Raw genomic sequence first — 20,162 nt, 5'->3', positions numbered from 1 at the left:
AGCGAGCCGCGGTGTGCGGAATCCATGGAGTGCTGGATCTCGCGGCTGTGGATCCTGCGACTCGCGAGCTCGCCCAGGATGACGGGAGCGCGTCGATCTTGCGACTCGCGAGTTCGCGCAGGATCACGGGCGGGCGGGATCCCGGAGCGGGGCCCGCTCAGACGCGCGGGTCGGTGAGGAGCTCGCGCACCACGGCCTCGACGGCTCGAGCCCGGGCCGAACGCCTCGACTGCGCGAGCGAGGAGACCGCGACGCTGAGGCTCGGCACGGAGTCGGTGATCTCGATCGTGACGGTGCTGGCGCCGGTGTAGGTCTGCTCGATGCGGGGCCGCTGGTTGAGGATCGAGTAGCCGAGTCCCGCCGCGACCATCGAGCGCACCGTCTCGTAGCTCGAGCTGCGGTACTTGATCCTCGGCATGATGCCCGCCTGCAGCAGGATGCCCTGGAAGTAGGCGCTGCTGCTCGGCAGGTCGAGGAGCACGAAGGGATCGTCGGCGATGTCGGCGAGGGCGATCCGCTTGCGCGACGCGAGCCGGTGGGCGGTGTGCACGATGACGTGGGGGCGGAACTCGCCCACGATCTCGCGGGCGATGCCGTCGGCGTCCGTGAGGTTGTAGGTGATGGCGAGTTCGGCCCGCCCGCCCCGCAGTGCGGCGAGGCTCTCCTCGTGGTCGCCCTCGGTGACCGCGACCTCGAGTTCGGGGTAGCGCTGCTGCAGCGTGCTGATGAGCTGCGGCAGCAGGAACGGGGCGAGCGTGTTGAAACAGGCGACCGTGATCGATCCTCGGATGTCGCTCTGCTCGGCCCGGATCGTCTCGATCGTGTCGTTCAGGTGGTCGAAGAGCTGGTGGGAGTGGCGCAGCAGAGTTTCGCCGGCGGGGGTGAGCACGAGGCCTTTGGAGTGCTGCCGGATGAAGAGCGGGGCGCCGAGGGCGCGCTCCAGCTGCGTGATGGCCGTCGACACCGCCGACTGGGCGACGTGGAGCTCCTGACTCGCCGCGGTCATGTTGAGCGTCTTGGCGCACTCGGCGAAGTAGACGAGCTGCGTGAGCGTGATGGGGAAGCGCTGCGGCATGTCCGGTCTCCCTGCGCTGGGGCGTCCCGCGCGGCCGAGCGGCGCGAGAGGCGATCTGTTGAGTAGATGGACTGGGTAACTTTTGACTATTTTACAGATACCCCTGGTCCTCCCGAGAATGGTGCCAGAAGAACACGACCATTCACCACTCGACGAGGAGGACCCCGTGGCTGAGACGACCCACGTGCGGCTGAGGAAGTTCAACACCCAGGAGACCTATCCCGAGCAGAACCTCGACAACGACCTCTGCCAGGCGGTCGTGGCGAACGGGGTCGTGTACCTCCGCGGCCAGATCGGGCAGGATCTCGAGACCCGCGAGTCGGTGGGGATCGGCGACGTCGCAGCTCAGACCGAGCAGGCCATGGCGAACATCGCGATGCTCCTCGAGGAGGCGGGCAGCCGGCTCGAGGACATCGTCAAGGTGACGATCTACATCATCGACCCCCGCTACCGCGAGGACGTGTACCGCACCGTCGGGAAGTGGCTGAAGGGGGTCTACCCGGTCTCGACCGGCATCGTGGTGCAGGCGCTCGCCCGCCCCGAGTGGCTCGTCGAGATCGACGCCACGGCCGTCATCAGCGAGCGATAGGGATCGCACCATGACCTTCTCCCTGATCCTGCGCGATCCGGAGACCGGCGAGTTCGGCTCGGCGATCTCCTCCTCCTCGCCCGCGGTGGCCGCGCGGTGCCTCAACCTCGCCGACGGCGTGGGCGGGGCCAACTCCCAGAACGTGACGGACCCGCGCCTCGGCCCGCAGCTCCTGGAGCGTCTGCGCGCCGGGCTGTCGGCCCAGCAGGCGCTCGACGCCGTCGTGGCAGCAGCCGATCCCGCGACGATCGACTACCGGCAGCTGCTGGTGCTCGACGGCTCCGGCCGCGCCGCGGCCTACTCCGGCGGCCGCGCCCTCGGGGTCTTCGGATCGACCGTCCGCGAGAACGCGGTCGCCGGGGGCAACATGCTCGCGGGCCTCGACGTGCTCGACGCGCTCGTGGACACCGCGCTGTCGGCGACGGGCCGCATCGAGGAGCGCCTCTACGCCGCGCTGCAGGCGGCGATGGCCGCCGGGGGCGAGGAGGGGCCCGTGCGCTCCGCGGGTATCTCGGTGGTGGCGAACGCCGGCTGGCGGGTCACCGATCTGCGCGTGGACTGGGTCGACGAGGATCCGATCGGCGCCCTGGGGCGGGTGATGGACGAGTGGCTGCCCCAGCGCGACGACTACGTCGCTCGCGGCCTCGATCCCTCGGCCGCCCCGTCGTACGGGGTGCCCGGCGATGAGTGACGAGCTGAAGCGCCGCATCGCCGATCGCCGGGCCCGGGTGGACCGCGAACTCGTCGCACTCTCGAACCGACTGCACGACGACCCCGAGCTCGGCTGGCAGGAGCACCGCTCCTCCGCCGCGGTGGCGGGGCTGCTCGCAGCGCACGGCTTCGCGGTCGAGCAGCCCTACCTGGGCCTCGAGACCGCGTTCCGCGCGGTGTACGGCGCGGGTGCGGGATCGGCCGAACCCCGCTTCACCGTCGGCTTCCTCGCGGAGTACGACGCCCTGCCCGGGCTCGGCCACGCCTGCGGGCACAACCTCATCTCCGCGATGTCCGCGGGTGGCGCCATCGCGCTCGCCGCCGTCGCCGACGAGCTCGGCATCGTGGTCGAGGTGATCGGCACCCCTGCGGAGGAGGGCGGCGGCGGCAAGATCGAGCTGCTCGAGCGCGGTGCCTTCCAAGAGCTCGACTTCGCGCTCATGGCCCACCCGGCCCCCGTCGACGTGGCCGAGGCGCGCCCCTTCGCGGTGGCGCACTGGCACGTGCAGTACGACGGCCGTGCCGCGCATGCGGCGGCCTATCCCGAGCGCGGGATCAACGCGAACGACGCCTTCCTCGTCGCGCAGCTCGCGATCTCCCTGATGCGGCAGCAGCTGCCCGCGGGGGTGCGGGTGCACGGCGTGCAGACGCGCGGGGGAGAGGCCCCGAACGCGATCCCGGAGCGCACCGAGGGTCGCTGGTACGTGCGCGCCGAGACCACCGAGCAGCTGCTCGAGCTCGAGGAGCGCGTGCTCAAGTGCTTCGAGGCCGGCGCGCTCGCGACGGGCGCGCGACTCACCGTGACCCCCGAGAGCAAGCGCTACGCCGAGATGCGCACCGCCGAGGACGCGCTCGCGCTCTACCGCGCGAACGCGATCGCGCTCGGCCGCGACTTCGACGTGGATCCGCAGGCCGCGACCATGAACCGCGCGTCGACCGACATGGGCAACGTCTCGCTGGTCGTCGACGCGATCCACCCCTACATCGGCGTCGGCGGCGAGGCGAGCAACCACCAGCCGGGCTTCGCCGCGGCCTGCGTCGGGCCGGTCGCCGAGCAGACGCTGCGCGACGGGGCCACCGCGCTCGCCTGGACCGCGCTCGACGCGGCGCTCCGCCGCTCCGCCGGCCACTAGATCCCGAATCACACGAAAGAGGAAGACATGTCCCGCAGCTACGAGGAGTGGAGGGCCGCCGCGGCGGCCCTCGAGTTCGACGGCCGCCCGGTCATCGGCGGCGCGCGCGTGGATGCGCGCTCCGGCGAGACCATCGAGAAGACGAACCCCGCGACGGGCGAGGTCATCTCGCGCATCCATGCCTGCGGCGAGAGCGACGTCGACGCCGCGGTCGCCGCGGCGCGCGCCGCCTACGAATCGGGCGCCTGGTCGCGCGCCGGCGCCGGCTTCCGCCGCGAGCGCCTGCTCGAGTTCGCGCGGCTCATCGAGCAGCGCGCCGACGAGTTCGCGCTCTACGACAGCCTCGACATGGGCAAGCCGGTGCGCGAGTCGTCGACGATCGACGCTCCGGGATCCGCGGCCCTCTACCGCTTCTACGCCGAGGCGATCGAGAAGCAGGAGGATCTCATCCCGGTGACCCCGCCGGGATCGACGGCGCTCGTGACCCGGGAGCCGCTCGGCGTGATCGGCGTGATCGTGGCCTGGAACTACCCGCTCGAGATCGCCACCTGGAAGCTCGCTCCGGCGCTGGCCGCCGGCAACGCGGTCGTCGTGAAGCCGCCGGTGGAGGCCTCGCACTCGACGCTGCTGCTCGCCGAGCTGGCGGTCGAGGCCGGCATCCCCGCCGGCGTGCTCAACGTGGTGACGGGCCGAGGTTCGACCGTGGGCCGGGCTCTAGCCCTGCACGAGGACGTCGACATGCTGGCCTTCACCGGCTCAACCGAGGTGGCGAAGCAGCTGCAGCAGTACGCGGGCCGGTCGAACATGAAGCGCCTCGCTCTCGAGGCCGGCGGCAAGAGCTCGAACCTGATCTTCGCCGACTGCGACGACCTGCGGCTCGCCGCCGAGAAGGCCGCGTTCGGCAGCTTCTACAACCAGGGCGAGGTCTGCTCGGCCAACTCGCGCATCTTCGTGGAGCGCGAGGTCTACGAGGAGTTCCTGCGCCTCTACGCCGAGGCGGCGCAGGCCTACGCGCCGGGGGATCCGCTCGATCCCGGGACCGGGATCGGCGCGCTCGTCTCCGAGGCGCACGCCGACACGGTGTGGGCGACGATCGAGAACGCGCGCCGCGACGGCACGATCTACGCCGGCGGATCCCGCCCCGAGATCGGCGGATCCCGCGCCTTCATCGAGCCCACGATCGTCACCGATGTACCGGCCGACCACGAGGTGCACACCCGCGAGATCTTCGGGCCCGTGGCCGTCGTGACGCCGTTCGACACCGAGGAGGAGGCGATCGCGCGCGCGAACGAGACCCCCTACGGACTGGCGGCGTCGCTGTGGACCGGCAGCCTGTCGCGGGCGCACCGCGTCTCGCAGCGGCTCGTCGCGGGCACGGTGTCGGTGAACACGGTGGACGCGCTCGGCTTCACCACGCCGTTCGGCGGCTTCAAGCAGTCGGGCTTCGGACGCGACCTCTCGGTGCACGCGCTCGAGAACTACACCGACTACAAGACGACCTGGATGCAGTGGGGCTGAGCGCTTCTCGGTGAGGTGGCTTGCGGCCCGAGGGGCCGCCGATCGCTGATCGAGCGGGCCCCGGCGAGTCGGCTCCCGCGCTCCATCTTCGCGCGTCAGTAGTTGTCACCAAACCTCGGTTTTGCCGACAACTACTGACGCGCGAAGGCGTCCCTTCCCGGTGAAACCGATCTCGTTGCTCGAACCCCCGCTGCTTGAGCGAGCGTCAGCGAGTCGGAATCGCCCTGGGGTCCGAGCTCCGACCCGTCGCTCCGACCCGTCGCTGCGCTCCGCTCCGCCCGTCACTCTGCGCGCAGTCGCAGGATCTCAGCCGCGCGCCCGGCACGCAGTAAGCGATCTGATTCGCAGATGAACAAGACAGATTTTCACTATTTTACAGATGCTCCGACCGGTGTGACGATGAGTGTGCAACGGCTCCGTCGCCCAGTCAGAGCCGACTGAGAGGACACGAGGGAATCATGACTCTGCAGCAGGAAACCATCGACCTGGCCGGCGCCGTCTCGGAGGCTCCGAGCGGTCTCGCGGAGATCGCGAAGCGCCACCTGGTGATGAACTTTACCCCCGCGAGCAAGTACCGCGACGACGAGCTGCCGGTGTTCGTGCGCGGAGAGCACTGCTCGGTGTTCGACGAGAGCGGCCGTCGCTTCTTCGACGGCCTGGCCGGTCTCTTCTGCGTGCAGCTCGGCTACACCCACGGCGCCGAGGTCGGCGATGCGGTGCGCGAGCAGCTCGCCGCGCTCCCGTACCAGACCACGTGGAGCGTCACGCATCCGCCGGCGGCGCTGCTCGCGCAGAAGATCGCGCAGCTCGCCCCCGGCGACCTCAACCGCGTGTTCTTCGCCTCGGGCGGCGGCGAGTCGAACGAGGCGGCGATCAAGCTCGCCCGCCAGTACCAGCAGACCATCGGCCAGGGCAGCCGCCACAAGTTCATCGCCCGCCGCGTCGCCTACCACGGCACCAGCTTCGGCGCGATGTCGCTCAACGGCATGACCGCCGTGCGCTCCATGTTCGAGCCGCTCATGTCGGGCGTGCGCCACACGCACAACACGAAGCGCTACCGCCGCCCCGAGGGCGAGACCCCCGAGCAGACCACCGCGTTCCTGCTCGGCGAGCTCGAATCGCTCATCGTGCAGGAGGGCCCCGATACGATCGCGGCGATCATCATGGAGCCGCTGCAGAACGCGGGCGGCAGCCTGAAGCCCCCGACGCCCGAGTACTTCGCGGGCGTGCGCGCCCTCTGCGACAAGCACGGCATCCTCATGATCGCCGACGAGGTCATCACCGGCTTCGGCCGCCTCGGCCGCTGGTTCGGCTCGCAGCACTACGACTTCCAGCCCGACATGATCGTCTTCGCGAAGGGCATCGCGTCGGCGTACATGCCCCTCGGCGGAGTGATCGCGAGCGACCGGATCATCGAGACCGTGCTCGACGGCCCGGTCGGCATGTTCAACCACGCGCTCACCTACGGCGGCCACCCGGTCGCCTGCGCGGCGGCGCTCAAGAACCTCGAGATCATGGAGCGGGAGGGCGTCGTCGAGAACGTCGCCGAGCTGAGCCCCTACCTCGAGGAGCGGCTCACCGGGGTCGCGCGGAAGCACGCGAAGATCGTCGGCGACTTCCGCGGCGACGGCTTCCACCGCAGCTTCGAGCTCGTGACGGATCACGTCGCGAAGCGCTGGGAGGCCGAGCCGATCAGCGCGGGCGACTTCGTGGGCCGGTACCTGAACCCGGCGCTCGCCGAGGTGGGGCTCATCTGCCGCGTCGCCATCGACGCCGAGGGCAACCCGCTCGTGCAGGTCTCGCCCCCGCTCGTCATGACGCGCGACGACATCGACGAGCTGGCCGATCTGCTGGACCGCGCCTTCACCATCGCGAGCGACGGCGCAGGCCTGTAGCCGATCCGTCGTGAGTGCGGGCCCCGCCCCACCGCGCGAGCGGGGTCCGCGCGACTGGCGCAACCCGCGCGACTGGCGCCACCCGCGCGACCCGCGCAATAGCGCGTCCGATCGCGACCCCGGGCCGCCGCGGCGAACGACGGTCCGGCGACGGCGCCGGATCCGCCCGTCCGTGCGCCGCGACGAGCACGCCGCGACGGACGCGCACCAGGCATCACCACATTCAAAGGAGATTGACGATGACCGAGCAGGCACTGGTGGAGGGGAAGACCACCGCGGGGGCGAGACAGCCCGGCGCCCTGTGGACGCTGTCCTGGACCGAGCTGTGGGAGCGCTTCAGCTTCTACGGCATCCAGGTGATCCTCGCCTACTACATCTACTACTCGGCCACGGACGGCGGCCTCGGGCTGTCGGAGTTCGAGGCGCTCGCCATCACCGGCGCCTACGGCGGCGCGGTCTACCTCAGCCAGCCCGTGGGCGCCTGGATGGGCGACCGGGTCTTCTCGGCGCGGACCATGGTGGCCGGCGGCGCCGTGGTCGTCATGGGCGGCCACATCACGCTCGCGGTCACATCGGGGCTCGGAGGCCTCCTCGTCGGTCTCGGCCTCATCGTGCTCGGCACGGGCGCGCTGTTCCCGAACGTGCTCGCGATGATGAACTACGTCTACGAGCAGAAGGAGCACTCGCGCAAGCGCGAGGTCGGATTCTCCCTCTACTACGCGGGTGTGCTCATCGGCGCGTTCGCCGGTCCGATGGCCACCGGCTGGCTGCAGGTCGCCTACGGATTCCACGCGGGCTTCTCGGCCGCCGCGTTCGGCATGCTGCTCGCGCTGGCCGGCTACGCGCTCGGCCTCCGCTCGCTGCCCGAGCAGGCGAAGCGCGTGCCGAATCCGCTGACCGCGCAGGCCGGGGTCCGCGCGATCGTCGTCGTGATCGCCGCGATCGCGGTCATCGTCGTGCTCGTGCTCCTCGGAGTCATCACCACGACCAATCTCAACAACTACGTCATCGGCGCCGCGATCCTCGTGAGCATCCTCTACTTCGCGGTGATGTCCCGCTCCGGGAAGGTCGACGCCGTGGAGCGCGGCAAGGTGCTCGCCTTCATCCCGTTCTTCATCACCGCGACGATCGCCTGGACCCTGATCCTCCAGCTCTTCACCACCTTCGCGGTCTACGCCGACCAGCGCGTCGATCTCACGATGGGGCCGATCACGATCCCGGCGGCCTACATCAGCGTCTTCCAGGTCATCACCGGGATCATCGCCGGCCCGCTCATCGCGAGCGCGTGGCAGCGACGGGAGGCCGCCGACCCCGCGGGTGCCCCGAGCGCTGGCCGGAAGCTCGGTGTCAGCATGCTGATCATGACCGCGACCTACCTGCTGTTCGCACTGCTGCCGGTGGTATTCAGCGGGCTGATCCCCCTCGTCGCGGTGATCGTCGGCATGGTGCTGCTGGGCATCTCCGAGGTGAGCTTCGCCCCCCTGTTCCTGTCCACCGCCGGCAAGCACGCGCCGCGGGCGTTCAACGCGCAGATGATGGCCCTCGCGGGCCTCACGCTCTCGCTCGGCGCGAGCCTCTCGGGCTATCTCGGCCAGCTCTACGTCGGCATGAGCGAGATCGGGTTCTTCCTGCTGTGCGCCGGGATCGCGGCCGCGTGCGCCGGGATCATGTTCGTCGCGAAGCCCGCGAAGGGGGCCTGACGCCATGCCGCACGACGACGCCGTCATCTGCAATGCGCAGCTCTGGCTGCCCGCGCGGAGCGGGTTCACGGCGCTCGCGATCCGGGACGGGCGGATCTCGGCGCTCGGGAGCGACGAGGAGATCCTCGCGCGCGCCGGCGACGGGACCGAGCGGATCGACGCGGGCGGCGCGGCGGTGCTGCCCGGCTTCCACGACGCGCACGTGCATCCCGTCGCCGGCGGGCTGGAACTGCTCGGCTGCGACCTCGGAGACATCCACGACCGGGAGGCCTACGAGCAGCGGATCGCCGACTTCGCGGCCTCGCGCTCGGACGCCTGGATCGTCGGCTCGGGCTGGTTCGGCGACGTCTTCCCCGGGGGCTTCCCCGACCGGGCGCTGCTCGACCGTCTCGTGCCGGACCGGCCCGCGGCGTTCACGAGCCACGACCACCACTGCGTGTGGGTGAACAGCCGGGCCCTGGAGCTGGCCGGCATCGACGAGCGCACGCCGGATCCCCACGCGGGCTACATCGAGCGGGACGAGTCCGGCGAGGCGACGGGCATGCTCTTCGAATCGGCCGCGGAGCTGGTGACGAGTCTGCTCCCGGCGGTCGACGAGCACGCGGTGGCCGAAGCGCTGCTCGCCTCGCAGGAGCATCTCCTCTCGCTCGGGGTCGTCGGGTGGCACGATGCGCTCCTCGGGAGCGCGCTCGGGATCCCGGACGGGCTGCCGGCGTACCTCGGCGCGCTGGCCGACGGGTCGCTGCGCGGCCGCGTCTCCGGCTCCATCTGGTGGCCCATGGGGGCTGGACCCGACCGCCTCGACGAGGTGCTCGCACGAGTCGAGCACGCGCGCGACCGCGGCTTCGCCGTGCGGAGCGTCAAGATCATGCAGGACGGCATGTGCGAGAACTGCACCGCCGCGCTCGTCGACCCGTACACGGGCGTGCACCCCGAGACCTCGGGCGACTCGGTGATCGAGCCCGGCGAGCTCGGGGAGATCGTGACGAGGCTGGACGCCGCGGGCCTGAGCGTGCACTTCCACGGCGTGGGGGATCGCGCGGTGCGCGAGTGCCTCGACGCGGTGGCCCGCGCGCGGGAGCGGAACGGCGCCGGACGGCCGCACCAGATCGCGCACATCGATGTGATCGATCCCGCGGATCTGCCCCGCTTCCGGGAACTCGGCGTGACCGCGAACCTGCAGCCCCTGTGGGCGCGCGACGACCAGGAGATCCTCGAGCGGAAGTTCCCGCTCATCGGCCCGGAGCGGGCGCGATGGCACTTCGCCTTCGGGTCCCTGCACGCCGCGGGAGCCCATCTGGCGATGGGGAGCGACTGGCCCGTGACGAGCCCCGATCCGCTCTGGGGTCTGCACACCGCGTGCACGCGCACGGCTCCCGCGGCGGATGTCCACGCGCTCAACGCGGAATCGAGGGTGCCCGCTCAGCCGGACGAGCGCCTCGACATCGAGACCGCCCTCAGGGCCTACACCCTGGGGTCGGCCGAGATCTCGGGGAACGCGGCGGAGACGGGGAGCCTCGAGGCGGGGAAGCTCGCCGACCTCGTGATCCTGACGGGCCCGATCGACGGCGAGGAGAGCCTCGACCGCCTGCGGGTCGCACGCACGATCCTCGGGGGCGCCACCGTCTACGAACGACCCGGCGCCTCCCCATCCCGACAGAGCCACTCATAGGAGAGAGAACCATGTCCAACGAACCACCGGTCGTCACGAAGACCTTCAAGAAGTTCGAGCAGCAGCACATCCTGCCGATCCCCGAGAACGAGCGCAGCGGCACCAACTGGTCGCTCGCCGCCATCTGGATCAGCCTCAACATGATGCCGCTCACCGTCATCACGGGCGCCGTCGCGAGCGGCTCCTACGGCCTGCCGATCGGCTGGAGCATCGTCGCGATCCTCGCGGGCAACGTCATCGGCGCCTTCGGCTCGGCGCTGCACGCCTCGCAGGGACCGCACCTCGGCATCCCGCAGATGCTGCAGGCCCGGGCGCAGTTCGGCTACCTGGGCGCGAGCCTCTTCGCGCTCATCGCCTTCATCATGTTCATGGGCTTCTTCGCGAGCATCCTCATCGTCGCCAAGGACTCGCTGCTCGCGGTCTTCCCGGAGTTCAACAGCACGCTGGCGATCATCGGCTTCGGGGCGGTCGGCGTCGTGCTCTGCGTGTTCGGCTACGAGCTGCTCAGCAAGACCATGGCGTGGCTCTCGATCGTCATCGGCCTGGCGGTGGCGGTCTCGATGATCCTCTTCTGGACGAAGCCCGAGGTGACCTCGCAGCGGGCCGAGGCCGCGTTCACCTTCGAGGGGTTCTTCGCGATGCTCGCGATCGGCATCGTCTGGCAGCTGGCCTACGCCCCGTACGTCTCCGACTACACGCGGTACCTGCCGAAGGACACCGGTCCCAAGGCGGCCTTCTGGGGCACCTACCTCGGCCTGGTGGGCAGCTCGGTGTTCGTGATGAGCCTGGGTGTGCTGCTCGGCGCCGCCAACCCGGAGAACCCGCTCGCTGCGCTCGGCGAGTACCTCGGCCCGATCGGCATGGTGGTGCTCATCGTGTTCGCCGTGAGCTCGGCCCTCATCAACGGCGTGGAGCTCTACTCGGCCGTGATGAACGCGCTGACGGTGATGCAGTCGAACTTCAAGACCGTCATCACCTCCGGCACCCGGGTCTGGACGACGGTCGTGTGCGGTGCGATCGCCACGGCGATCGCACTGCTCGGCCAGGGCGACTTCATGACCATGTTCGAGAGCTTCCTGACGCTGCTGCTCTACGTGCTGATCCCGTGGTCGGCGATCAACCTGGCCGATTACTTCATCGTGCGCAAGGGCGAGTACTCCATCGGCGATCTCTTCGCCCCCGACGGCGGCAAGTACGGCAAGTGGAACGGCGTCGGCCTCGCCAGCTACGGCATCGGCCTCCTCGCGCAGGTGCCCTTCATGATCACGCCGATCTTCACCGGCCCGTTCGCCGAGCCGCTGCAGTACATCGACATCGCCTGGCTGGTGGGCTTCGTGGTGACGGCGGCCGTGTACCTCCTGCTGGTGCGCTCCGCCGCGGCGAAGCGCGCCGTGCTGCAGGGGTAGGGCCCCCGAACCGGCGGGCCCGCTCGCACCGTCGCGGAGCGGGAGGGCCCGTCGGTCGTCCGCGGCGGCGTCCCCACGTCCGCGCGCCAGTAGTTGTCGCCTCGCAGCCTTCTTGGCGACAACTACTGGCGCGCGAATGTGGGCGGTGGCGGCCGGTGCAGGGATCCGTCCCCGTGCCGCGACGATGCGCTACTTCACGTCGCCGGCCGCGGAGGCCTTCTGCGAGAAGTAGACCGGGATGAGCGAGAGCAGGATCATCACGGTCGCGACCACGTTGACCTGGTTCACCTCGTTCGGGCGGGCCATCTGGTTCATGATCCACAGGGGCAGCGTCTCGACGCCGGGCGGCGCCGTGAAGATCGTGACCACGATCTCGTCGAAGGAGAGCGCGAACGCGAGCAGGCCGCCGGCGATGAAGGCGCTGCGGAACTGCGGGAAGGTGACGAGCCGGAAGGTCTGGCCGATCCCGGCCCCGAGGTCCATCGAGGCCTCCTCGAGGTTCGGGTTCATGCGGCGCAGGCGGGCGATGACGTTGTTGAACACCATGACCACGCAGAAGGTGGCGTGCGCGATGATCATGCCCCAGTAGCCCACGTGGATGCCCATGGGCTTCAGCACCTGGTGGAAGGTGTTCGAGAGGGCCACGCCGGTGACGATGCCGGGCAGGGTGATGGGCAGCACGATGAGCAGGTTGACGGTGTGCTGCCCGAAGAACCTGAAGCGCTGCAGGGCGAACGCCGCCAGCGTGCCCAGCACGAGCGCGAACGCCGTGGCGACCGAGGCCACCACCACCGAGTTGAGCAGGGCCGCGTGCACGGCGGGGTTGACGAGCGCCTTGCCCCACCACTCGAGCGAGAAGCCCGGGACGGGCCATCCGGCCACGCGGCTCGAGTTGAAGGAGTTCATGATGATCACGAACAGCGGGATGTACATGAAGCCCAGGACGACGAGCGTGACGACGGCCAGCGCGATCCTGGTGCCGCGATTCAGGCGAAGCATGGCGGTTCTCCTATGATCCTTGGTCTGGTGCGCAGCGGGCGCAGGGGGCCTACAGGTTGTTCAGCGCGCCGGTGCGGCGCACCGCGGCGAGGTAGATGACCACGAGCACGATCGGCACGACCGAGAAGGCGGCGGCGAGCGGCGGGTTGAGGTTGATGTTCTGCGCGATGATGCTGCCGATCATCTGCGTGGATCCGCCCACGTACATGGCCGCGATGTAGTCGCCGAGGCTGAGCGAGAAGGTGAACACCGAGCCCGCGATGAGCGAGGGCAGGAGCAGCGGCGCGACGACGGTGCGGATGGTGCGGAAGCCGCCGGCCCCGAGGTCGGAGGAGGCGTCGAAGAGATTGGCCGGGATCTGCGACACCGCCGCATATACCGGGATCGCCATATAGGGGAACCAGAGGTAGACGAGCGTGAGGATCACGGCGGCGGTGCCGAATCCCGGCCCCTCGACTCCGACGGGCGAGAGCGACCAGTTGAAGAAGCCGTTGTCGGTCCAGACGAGCCGCATGGCGATGATCTTCACGAGGTAGCCGGCCCACAGCGGGAGGGTGACGAGCACGGCGAGCACCGCGCGCAGCCTCGGGCCCGCGACCTTCACCATGAAGACCGCGAGCGGCACGGAGAAGATCGCGCAGATCGCGGTCACCGCGAGCGCGATCCCCAGCGTGCGCATCGCGGTCGCGAAGTAGGCGGGGACGCTGAAGAGCTGCTGGAAGTTCTCGAGCGTGAACCCGGGCTTGACGCGCGAGGTGAAGGGGTCGGTCGTCCAGAACGCGGTGATGAGCAGCAGCGCCAGCGACAGGATGTAGACGCCGACGAGCCAGGTCATGGGCAGCGCCAGCAGCGACGCCAGACGCCCCTTCGGGTGCCGGTAGAGCGCCGTGGAGATCGGCTTGGGGCGGCGTTCGAGAACGGTCTTGGTGCTCACGGTGGGTCCTCGCTGACGAGTGGTGCCGGTGGGGCGGAGATGGTGGGAGGCGCGGTGCGCGGGTGCGTCTCGGGTCATCCTGCGCGGAGTCGCAGGATCCATGCCGGGTGGTGGATCCTGCGACTGCGCGCTCGGCGCTCCGCGCAGGATGACGTCCGAGAGATCGGGCGGTGCGAGGGGACTAGCCCTTCACGGTCGCCCAGGCGTTGGTCCAGTCCTGGTAGTTCGTGCACTGCACGTCGGTGCGGCCGTCGAGGCACTGGTCGATCGGGGTGGTCCAGAACCACACCTTCTTGAAGTACTCCTCGTTGGTGGCGTTGTAGTAGTCGCAGTGCTCCCGCGCCTCATCGCTCGTCTCGCAGAACGCGCCGTTCGCGGGGGCCATGCCGAAGTTCATGGCGATCTGGCCGTTCACCTCGGGCGAGCTCGTGTAGTCCATCCAGGCGTAGGCGCAGTTGGGGTGCTGGGCGTCGGCCGCGAGCATCCAGGCGTCGGACCATCCGGTCGAGCCCTCCTCGGGCAGCACGCTCTTGAACTTCTCGTCGCCCGTCGCCTTGCGCAGCACCTCCCAGGAGGTGCCGACGACCGAGTTGCCGCCGGTGAAGGAGGTGATGTTCGTGGCCGGGTTCCAGTACTCGGAGACCATGCCGTTCTGCTGCTTGAGCAGATCGACGGCCGCGGCGAGCTGCTCCTCGTCGAGCGCGTAGGGGTTCTCGATGCCGAGATCCGGCTGCGTGGCCATGAGGTAGATGGCCGCATCGGCGATGTAGATGGGGCTGTCGTAGGCGGCGATCTTGCCGGCGTACGGGCTGTCGTCCTCCCAGACGACGCTCCAGCTGTTCGGCTCGTCCTTCACCTCGTCGCTGTTGTACTGCAGGATGTTGGCGCCGCGGCCGATGGGGATGCCGTAGACGTTGCCGTTGAGGGTGTCGTACAGCTGGCCCTTCATGCCCTCGACGATGTCGTCGCTGAAGTTCGGGATCAGCTCGGTGTTGAGCGGCTGCACGTTGCCGTCGACGATGAGGCGCAGGCTGGCGTCGCCCGAGGCGGAGACGAGATCGTATTCCCCGGTGCGCATGAGCTGCACGGCCTCGTCGCTCGTCGCGAAGATCTTGCGGTTCACCGTGCAGCCGGTGTCGGCGGTGAACTGGTCGGCCCAGGCGGGTTCGACGAAGCCGGACCACGCGAGGATGTTGACCTCGTCCTCGGTGTCTCCGAGCGCGTCGATCATCGGCACGTCGGGCACGTCGATCTGGAGCTCGCCCGGTGCGGCGGCTTCTCCGCCGTCGCCGGCGGCGCAGCCGGAGAGGGCGAGTCCGACCGCGGCGGCGAGGGCCGCGGGCACGAGCAGTTTCTTCTTCATCATTACTCCTTCGTAGTGCGGGATTGCGGGTTCGGGTCGGTGGGGGCCGCGCTCAGCCGGCCTCGGCCGGCACGGCGACCACGTGGTCGCGGGCGAAGCGCAGGCTGACGGCATCGCCGCGCTGCACGCTGGGCGCGGTGTGCGGGGTGTGGCTGTTCTGCTTCTCCGAGATGAATCGCACGCCGACCTCGGTCTCGACGAGGTAGCGGGTGTGGGCGCCCGCGTACACGGTCTCGAGCACACGCCCGGAGAGCGAGACCGTGCCCGCCTCCGGCGGGGCGTCGGGGCCCGCGAGCTGCACGCGCTCGGGGCGGACGCTGTGGGGCGCCGCCTCGCCGAGCAGCGCCCGTGCGGTCTCGCCCGAGATGAGGTTCGTGATGCCGAGGAACTTCGCCACGAACTCGGTGCGCGGGAACTCGTAGACCTCGCGGGGGCTGCCCACCTGCTCGATCTTGCCGTCGTTGAACACGGCCACGCGGTCGGAGAGGGTGAGCGCCTCCTCCTGGTCGTGCGTCACGAACACGAAGGTGATGCCGACCTCGCGCTGGATCTGCTTGAGCTCGAACTGCATCTGCTCGCGCAGCTGCTTGTCGAGGGCGCCGAGCGGCTCGTCGAGCAGCAGCACCTTGGGGCGCAGGATCAGCGCTCGCGCGAGCGCGATGCGCTGCCGCTGGCCCCCGGAGAGCTGTGAGGGCCGCCGCTCGGCGACGTGGCCCAGCTGCACCTGCTCGAGCGACTCGGAGACGAGCCGTGCCCGCTCCGCCTTCCCGACCCCGCGCACCTTGAGCCCGTAGGCGACGTTCTCCGCGATGCTCAGGTGGGGGAACAGCGCGTAGTCCTGGAAGACGGTGTTGACCGGGCGGTCGAACGGCGCGGCGCGCGTGACGTCCTCGCCGTGCAGCAGGATCCGCCCCGCGGTGGGCTCCTCGAAGCCGGCGATCATCCGCAGCACGGTGGTCTTGCCGGATCCCGATGGGCCGAGCATGGAGAAGAACTCGCCGACCCGGATGTCGATGTCGAGATCCTTCACCGCGACGAGGTCGCCGAACTGCTTGTGGACGCCCTGCACCGATACGGCGATGTCGCCCTCGGGGCCGTTGCTCGCGGCGTGATCGCCGGCGGTTGCGGCGGGGGTGGTGTGAGGCATGGTGTCGATGCTCCTCAACGTCGTTGTCGGATCGGTGCTTGAACCATAACATATGTTTTTATAGGTTTAAGCGACGGCCGCGATTCGATCGGGTTACGTTTCGGTCACGGCGGGTTCCAGGGATTCCTCACGCGGGTCGTGTCAGACTCGACGCACACACAGATCGGAGGGGCCGGTGAGCACTACCGCGGGACAGGCGCCTCCGAGTCGTCTGCGGACCGCGGCGTTCGCGCCGATCGGCGAGGAGGGCCGCACCGAGCAGGTGGAGTCCCGGCTGGTCCAGGCCATCTCGGTGGGGGCGTTCATCGAGGGGGAGCGGCTGCCCAGCGAGACCGAGCTCTCGGGTCTGCTCGGGGTCGCGGTGGTGACGGTGCGCGAGGCGCTCGGCACCCTGCGCCACCGGGGGCTCATCGAGACCCGTCGCGGCCGCAACGGCGGCAGCTTCGTGCGCACGAGCCGCGGCGCGGTGGAGGAGGTCAACGCGCGGGCGCTCATGGCCATGCCGCGTGTGGCCCTCGCCGATCTCGGGGTGCACTACGAGGTGATCGCGAGCGCCTGCGCCGAGTACGCCTGCATGCGCGCCACTCCGGAGGAGCTGGCGGTGGTGCAGCGACTGCTCGAGGAGGCCCGGGATCTGGCGCCCGACGTCTGGCGCCGCCGCGTCACCGAGGTGCAGCTCGAGCTGGCCGCGCTCAGCCAGTCGGTGCGCCTCACCACCGAGCACGTGAACGTGCAGACCGAGTTCACGCCGCTGCTCGCGCTGCAGGACCAGGACGACCGCGCGCGCATGGCCACCCACGACGCGCTCGCGGCGCAGACCGTGGCCACGCAGGCCGGCGACGTCGCCGCCGCGCGCTCCGCGGTGCGCGAGAGCATCCGCTCCTCGGTGCGCTGGCTGGTGGGCTTCCGACGGGACCTGCTCGCCGATCCTCGCGACGAGGCGTTTCGTGACACACTGGAGTCACGCCGGGTGGGCGGGGGATCCCGCGCCGGCCTCGATGAGGAGGGAAACGGGTGAGCACGCAAGCGGTGCACGAGCTCGACGCGGCCATGGAGGTGGTCGACGAGTTCTTCGACGGCGTGTTCGCGCCGCTCGAGGCCTGGCTGCCCGAGCTCACCGCGCGCCTGGTGCGCCAGCTGGAGGACGGCAGGCTCACGGGCGCGCAGCTCGCGACGCTCGTCGAGCCCGACGCCCACCGCATCCTCGACGCGGTCGACCGTCCGCTCTACGGAGCGGGGTACTGCGCCAGCGAGCTCGTGGTCTCCGAGGGCAACCCGCTGGCGTGGTGGCAGGGCCCTGACCGCAGTCTCCTCGCCTCCTCCACCTTCGGGCCCGGCCAGGCCGCGATCGATCTCGTGCGCCTCGAGTGGTACCGCGTGCCGCAGGGCACGGGCGAACGGCACGTCGCCGGACCGTTCGTCGACTACCTCTGCTCGAACGAGATCACCATCACCTCGTCGATCCCGGTGCTGCACGAGGGGCGCTTCCTCGGGGTGATCTGCGCCGACGTGCTCGTGGCGTCGCTCGAGAACGCCCTGCTGCCGCGCCTCTCGCGCGGGGCCGACGTGACCCTGGTCAACGCCGGCGGGCGCGTGGTCGTGTCGAGCGACCCCGGGTACGAGACGGGGGATCGCCTCCTGGGGGCGGATCCGCGGCTCGAGGGATCGACGCGCTCGGTGAGCTCGCGGCGGTACCCGTTCTCGCTCATCGCGCCGGCCTGAGGCGGACGAGCCGAGCGCTGCATCGGCGGCGCCGCGCGACGGGTGTTCCGTTGCGCGGCTGAGACCCGGGCGTTTCGCGCCGCCGGGTCGGCGATCCGACGCAGACCGGAGGCCGCCTGGGGGCGACGGGGCCCGGTGGTGCGCCGGCTCGGCGGTGCGCCGCCGTCTCGAGCGACCCGAACGGGGCCTCGCCGGGTTTCGCGTGCGCGAGCGATCCGTGTTTCACGTGCATGAGCGATCCGTGACAACTCGATTTCACGAGCGATCCAGAAACCGTCTTGACGCTCGACGGACTTCTCTCTATATTCAGTTATGTTCATAGTTGTCTACGTACAAAGAAGTTCGGTGAGAATCCATGAAGATTGCGGTAGTCGGAAGCTACGGCGTCGGCCTCACGATGCGAGTGCCGCGGTTCGCCGCACCCGGTGAGACGGTCAGCGGTGGCGCCTTCGCCAGCGAGCACGGAGGCAAGGGCTCCAATCAGGCGATCGGAGCCGCTCGACTCGGAGCGGACGTGTCGTTCCTGACCGCGGTGGGCGACGACCCTCACGGGGCCGACGCGCGCGAGCTCTGGAAACGGGAGGGGATCTCCGCCGATCGCGTGATCACCGGTCGGGCGCCGACCATGGTCGGCTTCATCGAGGTCGACGCCTCCGGCGAGAACCGCATCGCCATCGCCCCGGGCGCGCTCGACGAGCTCGACGGAGCGGTCGTGGGGACCTTCCGAGACGAGATCGCCGCGGCCGACGTGGTGGTCGTCTCGATGGAGATCCCGCGAGCCGCGGTCGCCGCGGCGCTCCGGATCGGCCGCGAGGCGGGCACGCGCACCCTGCTCAACCCCGCACCGGCGCGGCGGCTGCCCGACGAGATGTGGGGCGACATCGACGTGATCACCCCCAACCAGAGCGAGGCGCCGGTGCTCCTCGGACTCGGCGCCGACCACGGGCTCGACGATGTGGCGCTCGCGACGATGCTGCAGCAGCGCACCGGAGGCGTGACGATCCTCACCCGCGGAGGGCACGGCGCGCTCATCGCCGACGCCGGAGGCGTTCGACCGGTCCCGCCGAATGCCGTGGGCAACGTCGTGGACACCACGGGTGCGGGGGACTCCTTCACCGCCGCCCTGGCCGTCGGGCTCGCGAGCGGCCGCCCGCTCGACGCCGCCGCCGAACTCGCTGCGGCCGCCGGGGCGCACGCCGTCACCGTGGCGGGCGTGATCCCGTCGCTCCCCACCGCCGAGCAGCTCGGTCTGCCCGCCCCGATCCGGAATGGAGACGCCCGATGACCGCGACAGCCGCGCCCGCGCAGCGGGGATTCGACCTCCGCTCCTTCCTGCACGCTCGCGAGGCCGGCGTGCTCACGGCGCTCGTGCTCCTGTTCATCCTCGGTGCGGTGCTCTCGCCGAACTTCATGCAGGCCGACAACCTGCTCTCCGTCGGCCAGCAGATCGCTCAGATCGGGATCATGGCGATCGGCGCCACCTTCGTGATCGTCAACGGGGAGATCGACCTGTCCGTCGGTTCGATCTACGCGCTCGCAGCGATCAGCGCCGGTATGGCGATCGCCGCGGGGATCGCCTGGCCGGCGGCGGTGCTCATCGGACTCGGGGTCGGAGTGGTCGCGGGATTGATCAACGGTCTCGCCGTCGTGCTGCTCGGCGTCCCCTCGTTCATCGTGACGCTCGGCACGCTCAGCGTGTTCCGGGGTGCGACGCTGCTGATCTCCGACGGAGCCCCCATCTCGCTGAGCTCCGCGCAGCCCGGAGTGGCCGAGTTCACGCTGCTCGGGCAGGGGCGCCTCTTCGGAGTCGTGCCGATGCAGCTCATCTTCTTCGCGGTCATCGCCGCGCTGGGCGTGGTGCTGCTCTCGCGTTCCCGATTCGGCTTCAACACCTACGCGGTCGGCGGCAATCAGGAGGCGGCCCGGCTGGTGGGCATCAACGTGAAGCGCGTGAAGGTCGGGGCCTTCGTGCTCTCCGGCCTCACCGCCGCGATCGCCGGCGTGCTCGGGCTCTCGTTCCTCTCCTACGTGCAGGGCGTCACCGGAACCGGCCTCGAACTCACCGTCATCTCGGCGGTGATCATCGGCGGGGCCGCGTTGTTCGGCGGCAGCGGCACGATGCTCGGCACCGTCATCGGCGTCGCGTTCATCGGCCTGCTGCAGAACATCCTCAACATCAACGGCATCTCGTCGTTCTGGCAGACGGTGGTGACGGGCGTCGTCATCATCGCAGCGGTCGCGGCCGACAGCTGGCAGCGCAGGCGCAAGACCCGAGCCTGAACCGCTTCATCACCTCAT

The 20,162-nt window shown here is 70.0% G+C and carries 17 protein-coding genes; 12 read left to right on the top strand and 5 right to left on the bottom strand.

The genetic code is table 11. The features are described from left to right. Positions 1–157: 157 nt before the first annotated feature. Positions 158–1,075: a LysR substrate-binding domain-containing protein gene (locus ACWKZU_RS18725; RefSeq protein WP_449283855.1), complete on the bottom strand. Its 918-nt coding sequence runs from the start codon at positions 1,073–1,075 to the stop codon at positions 158–160. A gap of 166 nt (positions 1,076–1,241) precedes the next feature. On the opposite strand from ACWKZU_RS18725, the gene ACWKZU_RS18720 reads away from it, so the two are divergent. The 8 genes from ACWKZU_RS18720 (at position 1,242) to ACWKZU_RS18685 (ending at position 11,699) form a co-directional block, all read left to right on the top strand. Further along, positions 1,242–1,664, top strand: coding sequence for a RidA family protein (locus ACWKZU_RS18720; protein ID WP_449283854.1), 423 nt, complete (start codon positions 1,242–1,244; stop codon positions 1,662–1,664). Positions 1,665–1,674: 10 nt separating this feature from the next. Next, the gene (locus ACWKZU_RS18715; protein WP_449283853.1) at positions 1,675–2,355 is read left to right on the top strand and encodes a DUF1028 domain-containing protein; all 681 of its coding nucleotides are present in this window, start codon (positions 1,675–1,677) and stop codon (positions 2,353–2,355) included. After that, positions 2,348–3,508 (top strand): M20 family metallopeptidase, encoded by a 1,161-nt coding sequence (locus ACWKZU_RS18710; protein ID WP_449283852.1) that lies wholly within the window; start codon positions 2,348–2,350, stop codon positions 3,506–3,508. Before ACWKZU_RS18715 ends, ACWKZU_RS18710 begins: the two co-directional genes overlap by 8 nt. A gap of 27 nt (positions 3,509–3,535) precedes the next feature. Next, the gene (locus ACWKZU_RS18705; protein WP_449283851.1) at positions 3,536–5,026 is read left to right on the top strand and encodes an aldehyde dehydrogenase family protein; all 1,491 of its coding nucleotides are present in this window, start codon (positions 3,536–3,538) and stop codon (positions 5,024–5,026) included. Positions 5,027–5,484: 458 nt separating this feature from the next. Then, entirely contained in the window at positions 5,485–6,921 is a 1,437-nt protein-coding gene (locus ACWKZU_RS18700; RefSeq protein WP_449283850.1) for an aspartate aminotransferase family protein, read from the top strand. A gap of 239 nt (positions 6,922–7,160) precedes the next feature. Continuing rightward, entirely contained in the window at positions 7,161–8,621 is a 1,461-nt protein-coding gene (locus ACWKZU_RS18695; protein ID WP_449283849.1) for a peptide MFS transporter, read from the top strand. Between the two features lie 4 nt (positions 8,622–8,625). Beyond that, positions 8,626–10,293 (top strand): amidohydrolase, encoded by a 1,668-nt coding sequence (locus ACWKZU_RS18690; protein ID WP_449283848.1) that lies wholly within the window; start codon positions 8,626–8,628, stop codon positions 10,291–10,293. An 11-nt stretch (positions 10,294–10,304) separates the two neighbouring features. Continuing rightward, positions 10,305–11,699: a purine-cytosine permease family protein gene (locus ACWKZU_RS18685; protein ID WP_449283847.1), complete on the top strand. Its 1,395-nt coding sequence runs from the start codon at positions 10,305–10,307 to the stop codon at positions 11,697–11,699. Between the two features lie 189 nt (positions 11,700–11,888). Here the strand turns inward: ACWKZU_RS18685 and ACWKZU_RS18680 are convergent, their stop codons facing one another. The 4 genes from ACWKZU_RS18680 to ACWKZU_RS18665 all read right to left on the bottom strand — a co-directional run bounded on the left by ACWKZU_RS18680 (position 11,889) and on the right by ACWKZU_RS18665 (position 16,142). After that, positions 11,889–12,698, bottom strand: a complete 810-nt coding sequence (locus ACWKZU_RS18680) for an ABC transporter permease (protein ID WP_449283846.1) — start codon at positions 12,696–12,698, stop codon at positions 11,889–11,891. Between the two features lie 49 nt (positions 12,699–12,747). After that, on the bottom strand, positions 12,748–13,632 hold the full coding sequence (locus ACWKZU_RS18675) for an ABC transporter permease (RefSeq protein WP_449283845.1): 885 nt from the start codon (positions 13,630–13,632) through the stop codon (positions 12,748–12,750). A gap of 181 nt (positions 13,633–13,813) precedes the next feature. Continuing rightward, entirely contained in the window at positions 13,814–14,995 is a 1,182-nt protein-coding gene (locus ACWKZU_RS18670) for an extracellular solute-binding protein (RefSeq protein ID WP_449283844.1), read from the bottom strand. Between the two features lie 52 nt (positions 14,996–15,047). Further along, entirely contained in the window at positions 15,048–16,142 is a 1,095-nt protein-coding gene (locus tag ACWKZU_RS18665) for an ABC transporter ATP-binding protein (RefSeq protein ID WP_449283843.1), read from the bottom strand. A 175-nt stretch (positions 16,143–16,317) separates the two neighbouring features. On the opposite strand from ACWKZU_RS18665, the gene ACWKZU_RS18660 reads away from it, so the two are divergent. The 4 genes from ACWKZU_RS18660 (at position 16,318) to ACWKZU_RS18645 (ending at position 20,144) form a co-directional block, all read left to right on the top strand. Continuing rightward, positions 16,318–17,160 carry a FadR/GntR family transcriptional regulator gene (locus ACWKZU_RS18660; protein WP_449283842.1) on the top strand — a complete coding sequence of 281 codons (843 nt, stop codon included), beginning with the start codon at positions 16,318–16,320 and terminating at the stop codon, positions 17,158–17,160. Then, positions 17,157–17,864 carry a PDC sensor domain-containing protein gene (locus ACWKZU_RS18655; protein ID WP_449283841.1) on the top strand — a complete coding sequence of 236 codons (708 nt, stop codon included), beginning with the start codon at positions 17,157–17,159 and terminating at the stop codon, positions 17,862–17,864. Before ACWKZU_RS18660 ends, ACWKZU_RS18655 begins: the two co-directional genes overlap by 4 nt. Positions 17,865–18,219: 355 nt before the next feature. Then, positions 18,220–19,149 carry a ribokinase gene (locus ACWKZU_RS18650; protein WP_449283840.1) on the top strand — a complete coding sequence of 310 codons (930 nt, stop codon included), beginning with the start codon at positions 18,220–18,222 and terminating at the stop codon, positions 19,147–19,149. Next, positions 19,146–20,144 (top strand): ABC transporter permease, encoded by a 999-nt coding sequence (locus tag ACWKZU_RS18645; protein WP_449283839.1) that lies wholly within the window; start codon positions 19,146–19,148, stop codon positions 20,142–20,144. The genes ACWKZU_RS18650 and ACWKZU_RS18645 overlap by 4 nt, the downstream gene beginning before the upstream one ends. Positions 20,145–20,162 lie beyond the last annotated feature (18 nt).

The organism is Leucobacter sp. (genome assembly GCF_053528595.1).
This window is presented reverse-complemented; position numbering and strand designations above follow the sequence as displayed.

What these genes read in the sequence shown, in the direction of transcription:
- ACWKZU_RS18680 (WP_449283846.1), bottom strand. Translation starts at nt 12,698, where the DNA reads ATGCTTCGCCTGAATCGCGGCACCAGGATCGCGCTGGCCGTCGTCACG.
- ACWKZU_RS18710 (WP_449283852.1), top strand. Translation starts at nt 2,348, where the DNA reads ATGAGTGACGAGCTGAAGCGCCGCATCGCCGATCGCCGGGCCCGGGTG.
- ACWKZU_RS18685 (WP_449283847.1), top strand. Translation starts at nt 10,305, where the DNA reads ATGTCCAACGAACCACCGGTCGTCACGAAGACCTTCAAGAAGTTCGAG.
- ACWKZU_RS18700 (WP_449283850.1), top strand. Translation starts at nt 5,485, where the DNA reads ATGACTCTGCAGCAGGAAACCATCGACCTGGCCGGCGCCGTCTCGGAG.
- ACWKZU_RS18715 (WP_449283853.1), top strand. Translation starts at nt 1,675, where the DNA reads ATGACCTTCTCCCTGATCCTGCGCGATCCGGAGACCGGCGAGTTCGGC.
- ACWKZU_RS18665 (WP_449283843.1), bottom strand. Translation starts at nt 16,142, where the DNA reads ATGCCTCACACCACCCCCGCCGCAACCGCCGGCGATCACGCCGCGAGC.
- ACWKZU_RS18725 (WP_449283855.1), bottom strand. Translation starts at nt 1,075, where the DNA reads ATGCCGCAGCGCTTCCCCATCACGCTCACGCAGCTCGTCTACTTCGCC.
- ACWKZU_RS18695 (WP_449283849.1), top strand. Translation starts at nt 7,161, where the DNA reads ATGACCGAGCAGGCACTGGTGGAGGGGAAGACCACCGCGGGGGCGAGA.
- ACWKZU_RS18705 (WP_449283851.1), top strand. Translation starts at nt 3,536, where the DNA reads ATGTCCCGCAGCTACGAGGAGTGGAGGGCCGCCGCGGCGGCCCTCGAG.
- ACWKZU_RS18645 (WP_449283839.1), top strand. Translation starts at nt 19,146, where the DNA reads ATGACCGCGACAGCCGCGCCCGCGCAGCGGGGATTCGACCTCCGCTCC.
- ACWKZU_RS18670 (WP_449283844.1), bottom strand. Translation starts at nt 14,995, where the DNA reads ATGAAGAAGAAACTGCTCGTGCCCGCGGCCCTCGCCGCCGCGGTCGGA.
- ACWKZU_RS18690 (WP_449283848.1), top strand. Translation starts at nt 8,626, where the DNA reads ATGCCGCACGACGACGCCGTCATCTGCAATGCGCAGCTCTGGCTGCCC.
- ACWKZU_RS18650 (WP_449283840.1), top strand. Translation starts at nt 18,220, where the DNA reads ATGAAGATTGCGGTAGTCGGAAGCTACGGCGTCGGCCTCACGATGCGA.